Source organism: Phenylobacterium sp. (assembly GCF_030693405.1).
Taxonomy (GTDB): domain Bacteria; phylum Pseudomonadota; class Alphaproteobacteria; order Caulobacterales; family Caulobacteraceae; genus Phenylobacterium.
In genome coordinates this window covers 42358-50319 of sequence record NZ_JAUYAW010000060.1, presented here as the reverse complement: position 1 = coordinate 50319, position 7962 = coordinate 42358, and the positions used below count along the sequence as shown (strand labels likewise).

Genomic DNA, 7962 nt, shown 5'->3' with positions numbered 1-7962 from the left:
GTCTGTTCTTCGTGGTGTTGTGACAGCAACTGCTCCTATTGTGCTGTGCGAAAGACCGTTCGGCCATCCCCAATCTGGGGGAGTTGGTCAGTTTTCGAATACGAAAGCAGCACAGCGCTTAGGTCATATTCACCAAAAAGGTCAGAGCGGCAAACTCACCACGAAACGGGCTCCGCCGCCGGGTCGGTCTTCGCAGTGCACACGCCCGCCGTGGCGCTCGACGATGGTCTTGACCAGCGACAGACCGAGGCCCACGCCACCCTCTCGCTCGCTGGCGCCGGGCAGGCGGTAGAAGGCTTCAAAGATGCGTTCGCGCAAGGCGACCGGCACACCCGGGCCACGGTCTTCCACCCACAGCACCGCGGTCCGCGCGGCGTTCCGGCCTGCCCCTTGTTCGACCGCGAGGCGCAAGCGCACATCGGCTTCGGCCGACTCGGACCCCGGCGCGCCCGCGCCCGCGCCCGCGCCCGCGCCGCCGGTCACGACGCCTTCGCCGACCCCGCCAGCCCCGGCCCCACAGGCCCCGCAGCCCCGCCCCGCGCCGCCACCGGCCCCGGCGGCTCAGGCGCCCGTCCCGCGGCCCGACCGCACCATCGCCTCCCAGCCGGTCTTCCTGGACGAGCGCCAGGCGGTGGCCGGCCAGCTCAACGCCGAGGAGCGCAGCTATGAGGAGCGCCTGCGGGCCTCCTACAACTCAGCCCAGGGGCTGCAGGGTCCGCTGGACGGCGGCTGGGCCCTGACCACCCCAGCGGGCCAGGACCTATACGCCCTGCGCTTCGTCGATCGGGGCTCGGGCCCCCTGGAAGGCGCCTGGCGCGACGCCCGCCGGCCCGGCGCCCTGGACGGCTTTGGCTTCCTCGACAACATCGAGCGCCGCAGCGGCCAGGTGACCCTGCGTTTCACGCCGCGGCGGGGCGCCCCGCCCACCGTGATCACCCTGTCAGCCGCGGCCGACGGCCAGTGGTCGGGGGACATGGTGGAAGATGGCGCGCCCCGCACCGTAGTGATGCGCCGCCGCTAGAGCATTTTCCGATCAGTGTGACGCGGCGGTCGGATCAAAATTGCTCTGACTTCATGATTTAGAGTCCTGAAGGGCCGCGCGGCCCGTCTCCAGGGTCCGGGCCAGGGCCTCGGATTCATAGGCCAGGGAGGGGCTGTGACCCCATACGGGAGCCGGCCAGGCTGGATCATCGGCCCGCCGGCCCACCACATGGATGTGCAGCTGGGGCGTGACATTGCCCAGCGCCCCGATGTTCAGCTTCTCCACCGGGCGTCCGGCGACCTCGCCGAGCGCGCGCGTCGCCCGCCCCGCGGCCAGGATTTCCGCCATCAGCAGGGTCTGATCGGCCCCTGACAGGTCCTCCAGTTCCCGGGCGCCGGCGATCCTCGGGATCAGCACGATCCATGGATAGCGGGCGTCGTCCTGCAGCCTGGCCTGACACAGGCTAAGCTCGAGCAGCAGGTGGGAGGTGGCGACAAAGGCGGGGTCAACGGCGAACATGACCTCAGACTGGAGCCGGAGCATGCCCGCCGCAAGCCGCCGCCCTTGCCGCAGGGGCGGTCCTTGGGCTACGGGACCGCCGACACACGACGTCTTGGCCCCTATCCAGGAGAGCTCTCCATGACCACGAAGCCCCCCGTCCGCGTGGCGGTCACCGGCGCGGCCGGCAATATCGGCTACGCCCTGCTCTTCCGCATCGCCTCGGGCGAGATGCTGGGCAAGGACCAGCCGGTCATCCTGCAGATGCTGGAAATCCCCACCGAAGGCGCCCAGAAGGCCCTGAAGGGCGTGGCCATGGAGCTGGACGACTGCGCCTTCCCGCTGCTCGCCGACATGGTGCTGACCGACGATCCGAAGGTGGCCTTCAAGGACGCCAACTGGAGCCTGCTGGTGGGCTCCAAGCCCCGCGGCCCCGGCATGGAGCGCGCCGACCTGCTGAAGGACAACGGCAAGATCTTCATCGCCCAGGGCAAGGCCATCGACGAAGTGGCCGCTGACGACGCCCGCGTGGCGGTGGTCGGCAACCCCTGCAACACCAACGTCATGATCGCCGCCAGCCAGGCCAAGCGCCTGAGCCCCGATCGCTTCACCGCCATGGTGCGCCTGGACGAGAATCGCGGCCGCGCCCAGCTGGCCAAGAAGGCCGGCGTCTCGATCAACGACGTCTCCGACCTCTTCATCTACGGCAACCACAGCCCGACCATGTTCGCCGACTTCACCCACGCCAAGATCGGCGGCAAGGCCGCCGCTGACGTCATCGGCGACGAGGCCTGGTTGAAGAACGACTACCTGCCCACCGTGGGCAAGCGCGGCGCGGCCATCATCGAGGCCCGCGGCCAGAGCTCGGCGGCCTCGGCGGCCAACGCCCTCATCGACCACGTCCGCGACCTGGTGACGCCCGGCAAGATCCACTCGGTCGCCATCAATTCGGAAGGCCGCTACGGCTTCGCCGAGGGCGTCTGGGCCGGCATGCCGGTGAAGACCACCACGCCGGGCGCCTACGAAGTTGTCACCAGCTACGAGATGGACGACTTCGCCAAGTCCAAGATCGCCATCACCAATGACGAGCTGGTCGGCGAGCGCGACACCGTGAAGGACATGCTCGGCTGATCGAGGGGCGACGAACCTCCAACCGTCATGGCCCGGCTTGACCGGCCCATCCATGAACACCGGCGAACGGCCGAGTGCATGGGCCCCCGGGTCAAGCCCGAGGGCGACGGCGGAGGTGGGGGTGCATTACAGGTGAGGGCGGCCCGGGCGACCGGCGCCGCCCTTTTTCGTGGGTTCACCAGGACGGCGGCCAGGCCGGTTCTTCCGGCGGGGCGAGGGCGGCCTGGTCCTGCAGCTCGGCGATGCGGGCGGCGTAGACCTCGGCCACGGCGGCCGGCGCGTCCCGGGCGGCGTCTTCCCGGGCCCTGAGCCAGCGGCGCTGCTGCCGTTCCAGGCGCCAGTCGGGGATACCTGCGGCCAGGGCCTGCTCATAGGCGGCGGCCAGCTGCTGGTCGGCCTCAGCCAAAACCGGATCGGCGCAGACCACCCGCTCGGCCGGGGTGCGGGCCCGGCGGCAATCGAAACTGGGCGAGAAGGCCAGGCTGGCCGGCTGGCGCAGGTCTTCGGCGGCGAAGGGGGGCGGTTCAGGCGCCTGAGCCAGGGGGGCGTCAGGCTGCGGCGCGGGGTCCAGCGGCGGATTGTGCGGCGCGGCCTGCGCCATGTCCTGCGGCAGCACATCCAGCGGCGCGCCCGGCGCCGGCGTCGGGGCGGGCCCGGCGGGGCGCTCGGCCACCTGGATGTCCAGGGTCTCGGCCCCTGGCGCGGCCATGTCCGGCGGCTCGCCCGGCAGGGCGAGGCCCAGGGCCAGGGCGCCGACGACGGCGAGCCCTGCGCCCCCTGCGATCCACAGGCCCAGCGGTCTGCGGCGCCCTGGCGGCGGCGCGTCCTGCCGCAGCCTCAGGTCGCCATCCCGCGGCGGGGGGCCGCCGGGCGCTGAGATGTCAGGCGGTGAGATGTCGGGCTCTGGGGCGTCGAGGTTCATGGGCGGGCGCCTTATGATCTGGCGGGCGGGTATCGACAAGGCTGGGCGCTTACGCCTGAATTGCGGCTGAACGATGCGACCGGGGGGAGGCTCATGAGCATAAACACTGTGGCGACAGGTCTGGCTCCGGGGCCGACCCTTGAAACCGAGCGGCTGATCCTGCGCCCGCCGGCCATGACCGATTTCGAGGCCTGGTGCGCCTTTTCCGCCGACGAGGAGGCCGCCCGCCATATCGGCGGGACCATGACCCCGGCCCAGGTCTGGCGCTCCATGATGACCATCGCCGGGTCCTGGTCGATGGAGGGCTTCTCCATGTTCTCGGTGATCGAGAAGGAGAGCGGCCGCTGGATCGGCCGGCTGGGGCCTTGGCGGCCCCACGGCTGGCCCGGGACCGAGGTCGGCTGGGGGATCATCCGCGACTGCTGGGGCCGGGGCTACGCCACCGAAGGCGCGGCCGCAGCCATGGACTTCGCCTTCGATCATCTGGGCTGGGATGAGGTGATCCACACCATCGAGCCGGTGAATGTGAATTCCCAGGCGGTGGCGCGGCGGCTGGGATCGGCGATCCTCCGCCAGGCCCGCCTGCCGGTGCCCATGGACGTCGCGGTCGATGTCTGGGGCCAGAGCCGCGCGGCCTGGCGGGCGAGGCGGGGCCAGTCCGGCTAGTACCAGCCCGCCTCGCGCAGCAGGCGGGCATAGGTGCGGCTGACGGGGACCTCGATCCCGCCGGCCAGGGTCAGGACCGCGCGGCCGTCGCCCCGCCGCACGTCGGCGATGGCGGCGCGGGCCACCCACCAGGACCGGTGGACCTGGGCGCCCTCGAGGCCCTGCAGCTCTTCGATCGCATCCCCCAGCCGCATGAGGATCAGGTCCTGGCCCCTGGAGGTGTGCAGGCGCAGATAGTGGTCCTCGGCCTCTATGGCGCGGAGGTCGGCGCCGCGCAGGCGCGGCGGCAACCGCTCCAGGAACCGGACCGGCTTGACGGGCGCCGGCGCCGCCCGGAGCCGGCGCATGGCCTGGCGGCGGCTCTCCACCAGGGTGTTCAGCACCGTCATGGCCAGGGACAGGACAAAGACGCTGCCGAACAGATAGGGCAGGCCCCGCCAGGGGATCTGGTGGCCGAAGGCCAGCCAGGTCGCCGTCCACACCAGGCCGGTGAAGGGTAAGGCCATGGCCAGGGCCGCCCACAGGCTGTTGAGCCACATCCCCTGAGGGGGCGCGTCCTCGTCACCATGGTCTGGAAAGAAGGCCCTGGCGATGAACCCGCCCCACAGGGCGCCGATCCCCATCATCGGTAGCCAATAGGCCAGCCGCCGTCCGAGGGAGGCGTCCTTATCGGCGAAGGCGCCCGACAGGGCGAGGAAACCCCCCACCGCCAGGGCGAGGCCCAGGCCCCGGAGCCAGCCGGCCCGATCCTCATAGGGCCCGTAGGCCAGAGGCCGGCGCGTCGTCGACGTTTCGTCAGCGGACGGGGGCGTCTTTTCACGACGGCTGGACGTCATTCCACGAAACCCCGCTGGCCCCACGTCCGTCCCAACCCTTGTCTCCGCTCAGATCGCGGCCCCGCCGCAACGAAAAGGAGATACCCCATGTCGCTCGCCCCGCAAGACAGCCAGCCCCGCCTGAGCCCCTGAGCGCCATGACCTTCGGCCGCGGCTTCGCCCTGAGCCTGGGGGTGGTCTTCCTCATCCTGGCCGGCGCCATGTGGGGGATCTGGCCGGCGATCGGGCGGGAGCTGGCCGCAGCCCGGCCCCACGCCCCGGATTTTGCCGTGCTGGCCAAGCTTTCGCCGGTCGTCAAAATCCACCTCTACACGGCCCTGGCGGCGCTCGTCCTGGGGGCGGTGCTGATGACCGCGCGCAAAGGGCGGACCTTCCATCGGACAGCGGGCTGGATGTGGGTGGCGCTGGTCATGACCACGGCGGTCTCCACCCTGTTCATCACCAGCCTGAACCAGGGGCGCTGGTCGTTGATCCATCTTTTCACCGGCTGGACCCTGATCATCCTGCCCCTGGCGGTGATCTGGGCCAAGCGCCGCGACGTCGCCCGTCACCGCCGCGCGATGATGGGCCTGTTCTACGGCGCCTTTGCGGTCAATCTGATCATCGCCTTCATTCCCGGCCGGACCATGTGGACCCTATTCTTTGGCTGAGGCGCCCATGTCACTTTCGTTGGGGTGTGACGTCGGGTTAGCGGGTTGCCACGCTCGGAGGCGGCGCCTATAAGCCCGAGAACTCGCCGGTCCGGGCGAGACGATTTCAGCGACAAATCGCAGCCTCATGAACATCCACGAGCATCAAGCCAAAGCCGTCCTCGCAGAGTTCGGCGTGGCGGTTCCGCGCGGCTTCGCCGCCCACACCGTCGAAGAGGCCGCCCAGGCCGCCGCGAAGCTGGGAGGCCCGGTCTGGGTCGTCAAATCCCAGATCCACGCCGGGGGACGCGGCAAGGGCCGCTTCGAAGGCCTCGGTCCCGACGCCAAGGGCGGGGTCCGGGTGGTCAAGTCCGCCGACGAGGTGAAGACCAACGCCCAGGAGATGCTCGGCCGCGTCCTCGTGACGCACCAGACGGGTCCCAAGGGCAAGCAGGTCAACCGCCTCTATATCGAGGAAGGCGCGGCCATCGCCCGCGAACTCTACCTCTCCCTGCTGGTCGACCGCGACACCAGCCGCGTCTCGGTGGTCGCCTCCACCGAAGGCGGCATGGACATCGAAGAGGTCGCCGCCTCGACCCCTGAAAAGATCATCAGCTTCTCCATCGATCCGGCCACCGGCGTCTTCCCGCACCACGGGCGCAACCTGGCCAAGTCGCTCGGCCTGACCGGCGGTCTGGCCAAGGAAGCCGCCACCCTGCTCGGCCAGCTCTATGGCGCGTTCGTCGCCAAGGACATGGAGATGCTCGAGATCAACCCGCTGATCGTCACCGCTGACGATCACCTGCGGGTGCTGGACGCCAAGGTCAGCTTCGACGGCAACGCGCTCTATCGCCATCCGGACATCGTGGCGCTGCGCGACACCACCGAAGAGGACGAGAAGGAAATCGAGGCGTCCAAGTACGACCTCTCCTACATCGCGCTCGATGGTGAAATTGGCTGCATGGTCAATGGCGCAGGCCTGGCCATGGCGACCATGGACATTATCAAGCTCTATGGCGCTGAGCCGGCGAACTTCCTCGACGTGGGCGGCGGCGCCACCAAGGAGAAGGTCATCGCGGCCTTCAAGATCATCACTGCCGATCCCAGCGTGAAGGGGATCCTGGTCAACATCTTCGGCGGCATCATGCGCTGCGACATCATCGCCGAGGGCGTGGTCGAGGCCGTGAAGGAAGTCGGCCTGCAGGTGCCCCTGGTGGTTCGCCTGGAGGGCACCAATGTCGAGCTCGGCAAGAAGATCATCGCCGAGAGCGGCCTGAACGTCGTGTCCGCCAATGATCTGTCGGACGGCGCAGAAAAGATCGTCAAGGCCGTTCGGGGAGCCGCTTAATGTCCATCCTCATCGGAAAAGAAACCCGGGTCATCTGCCAGGGCATCACCGGCAGCCAGGGTACGTTCCACTCGGAACAGGCCATGGCCTACGGGACCAAGATGGTCGGCGGCGTCACGCCCGGTAAGGGCGGCACGACCCATATCGGCCTGCCGGTGTTCGACACCGTCAGCGAGGCGGTCAACCAGACCGGCGCCGAAGCCAGCGTGATCTATGTCCCGCCACCGTTCGCCGCGGACTCGATCCTCGAAGCCATTCAGGCCGAAATCCCGCTGATCATCTGCATCACCGAGGGCATCCCGGTGGCCGACATGGTCAAGGTCAAGCGCGCCCTGTCGGGCTCCAAGTCCCGCCTGATCGGCCCCAACTGCCCGGGCGTTCTGACCCCGGACGAGTGCAAGATCGGCATCATGCCGGGAAATATCTTCAAGCGCGGCTCGGTGGGTGTTGTCTCCCGCTCCGGCACGCTTACCTACGAAGCTGTGTTTCAGACCACTCAGGTGGGCTTGGGCCAGACCACCGCTGTCGGCATCGGCGGCGACCCGGTCAAGGGCACCGAGTTCATCGACGTGCTTCAGATGTTCCTCGACGACGACGAGACCGAATCGATCATCATGATCGGCGAGATCGGCGGCGCAGCCGAGGAAGCGGCGGCTGAATTCATCAAGAATTCACCAAAGAAGAAGCCTATGGTCGGATTCATCGCGGGACGCACCGCCCCCCCCGGGCGGCGGATGGGTCACGCGGGCGCAATCATTTCGGGCGGCAAGGGCGGCGCCGAGGACAAGATCGCGGCGATGGAAGATGCGGGCATCCGCGTCTCGCCTTCTCCGGCGAAACTCGGCGAAACCCTGCTCCAGGTGCTCAAGGGCGCCTGACACAATCAAGCGTATGGCGGTCCGCCGTCGGCTCCTCTCACCAAGAAGCTTCGCGGACCGTCTGGAAGCGGA

Annotated in this window: 10 protein-coding genes; 6 read left to right on the top strand and 4 right to left on the bottom strand. The window is 69.0% G+C overall.

Annotation, left to right across the window (positions count from 1 at the left end):
- Positions 1 to 141: 141 nt before the first annotated feature.
- Positions 142 to 483, bottom strand: a complete 342-nt coding sequence (locus Q8N19_RS13000) for a sensor histidine kinase KdpD (protein WP_305591303.1) — start codon at positions 481 to 483, stop codon at positions 142 to 144.
- A 148-nt stretch (positions 484 to 631) separates the two neighbouring features.
- On the opposite strand from Q8N19_RS13000, the gene Q8N19_RS12995 reads away from it, so the two are divergent.
- Positions 632 to 1021 carry a hypothetical protein gene (locus Q8N19_RS12995; protein WP_305591301.1) on the top strand — a complete coding sequence of 130 codons (390 nt, stop codon included), beginning with the start codon at positions 632 to 634 and terminating at the stop codon, positions 1019 to 1021.
- A gap of 51 nt (positions 1022 to 1072) precedes the next feature.
- Here Q8N19_RS12995 and Q8N19_RS12990 read toward each other — a convergent pair whose 3' ends face one another.
- Positions 1073 to 1525: an HIT domain-containing protein gene (locus tag Q8N19_RS12990; RefSeq protein ID WP_305591299.1), complete on the bottom strand. Its 453-nt coding sequence runs from the start codon at positions 1523 to 1525 to the stop codon at positions 1073 to 1075.
- 96 nt (positions 1526 to 1621) lie between these two features.
- Between Q8N19_RS12990 and Q8N19_RS12985 the strand changes: the two genes are divergently transcribed.
- Positions 1622 to 2611 carry a malate dehydrogenase gene (locus Q8N19_RS12985; RefSeq protein WP_305591297.1) on the top strand — a complete coding sequence of 330 codons (990 nt, stop codon included), beginning with the start codon at positions 1622 to 1624 and terminating at the stop codon, positions 2609 to 2611.
- 175 nt (positions 2612 to 2786) lie between these two features.
- On the opposite strand, the gene Q8N19_RS12980 is transcribed toward Q8N19_RS12985, so the two are convergent.
- Positions 2787 to 3533: a lysozyme inhibitor LprI family protein gene (locus Q8N19_RS12980; RefSeq protein ID WP_305591296.1), complete on the bottom strand. Its 747-nt coding sequence runs from the start codon at positions 3531 to 3533 to the stop codon at positions 2787 to 2789.
- A gap of 93 nt (positions 3534 to 3626) precedes the next feature.
- On the opposite strand from Q8N19_RS12980, the gene Q8N19_RS12975 reads away from it, so the two are divergent.
- Positions 3627 to 4199: a GNAT family N-acetyltransferase gene (locus Q8N19_RS12975; RefSeq protein ID WP_305591295.1), complete on the top strand. Its 573-nt coding sequence runs from the start codon at positions 3627 to 3629 to the stop codon at positions 4197 to 4199.
- Here the strand turns inward: Q8N19_RS12975 and Q8N19_RS12970 are convergent.
- Positions 4196 to 5035, bottom strand: a complete 840-nt coding sequence (locus Q8N19_RS12970) for a LytTR family DNA-binding domain-containing protein (protein WP_305591294.1) — start codon at positions 5033 to 5035, stop codon at positions 4196 to 4198. The genes Q8N19_RS12975 and Q8N19_RS12970 overlap by 4 nt on opposite strands.
- A gap of 137 nt (positions 5036 to 5172) precedes the next feature.
- Here Q8N19_RS12970 and Q8N19_RS12965 point away from each other — a divergent pair, with 137 nt between their 5' ends.
- The 3 genes from Q8N19_RS12965 (at position 5173) to sucD (ending at position 7890) form a co-directional block, all read left to right on the top strand.
- Positions 5173 to 5685, top strand: a complete 513-nt coding sequence (locus Q8N19_RS12965) for a DUF2306 domain-containing protein (protein ID WP_305591292.1) — start codon at positions 5173 to 5175, stop codon at positions 5683 to 5685.
- A 127-nt stretch (positions 5686 to 5812) separates the two neighbouring features.
- Positions 5813 to 7012, top strand: a complete 1200-nt coding sequence (gene sucC, locus Q8N19_RS12960) for an ADP-forming succinate--CoA ligase subunit beta (protein ID WP_305591290.1) — start codon at positions 5813 to 5815, stop codon at positions 7010 to 7012.
- On the top strand, positions 7012 to 7890 hold the full coding sequence (sucD, locus tag Q8N19_RS12955) for a succinate--CoA ligase subunit alpha (protein ID WP_305591288.1): 879 nt from the start codon (positions 7012 to 7014) through the stop codon (positions 7888 to 7890). Before sucC ends, sucD begins: the two co-directional genes overlap by 1 nt.
- The last annotated feature ends 72 nt before the right edge of the window (positions 7891 to 7962 follow it).